1 protein-coding gene is annotated in these 818 nt (G+C 43.4%); it reads left to right on the forward strand.

The window, feature by feature from the left end; translation table 11 throughout:
* The first annotated feature begins 48 nt into the window (after positions 1–48).
* Entirely contained in the window at positions 49–801 is a 753-nt protein-coding gene (locus JMX92_RS13390; RefSeq protein ID WP_011959606.1) for an IS5 family transposase, read from the forward strand.
* Positions 802–818: the final 17 nt, after the last annotated feature.

An 818-nucleotide genomic window follows, 5' to 3' on the forward strand; every position in this document is an offset into this window, starting at 1 on the left:
GCGAACGGTTAATCTTTAAGTTCTCACACAAAAAAGATATCGTTCGCTATGCCTCGCACTATGCTCAAAGATGAACACTGGACAAGACTGAAACCTATATTACTAGAACTTAATATCTATGACAAAGGAAATCTTAGACAAACGGTTGAAGGCGTGCTTTATCGCATGCGTGTTGGCTGTCCTTGGCGCGACTTACCCGAGTATTTTGGCAAGCCCAATACCATCTATAAAGCTTACCAGCGCTGGTCTCGCAGTAATAAGCTGATTGCATTATTTACGTTACTGATCAAAGACGCAGACCTTGAGTGGGTCTTCATTGATGGTACTCATATCAAGGCGCATCAGCACAGCAGTAGTGGCAATGAGAACCTACAATCCATTAGCAAAAGTGTGGCAGGCCGCGCGACCAAGATTCACTTAGCAGTTGATGCTCATGGCAATCCGATTACCTTTCTTTTATCAGATGGCACAACCCACGATGTCAAAGTCGCACCTGATTTAATAGATAAGGTTAATTTGAGTAATACAGAGGTTTTATGTGCCGATAAAGGCTATGATTCTGATGCGCTACGAGCCCATATTGAACAAGCAGGGACGCAGGATAACATCCCTCGAAAACGAAACACTCAGTATTCTAACGACCATATGGACTGGGACTTGTATAAAGCCAGGCATCTAGTAGAAAATGCTTTCGCTAAGCTAAAGCAGTATAGGGCGGTTGCCACCAGGTTTGATAAGCTCAAGCAGAGTTATGAAAATACGGTCGCTCTTGCTTGTGCTTATATCTGGCTCAAATTATGAATGTTCAACACGCCCTA

It is taken from the genome of Psychrobacter sp. H7-1 (assembly GCF_904846585.1).
GTDB lineage: Bacteria > Pseudomonadota > Gammaproteobacteria > Pseudomonadales > Moraxellaceae > Psychrobacter > Psychrobacter raelei.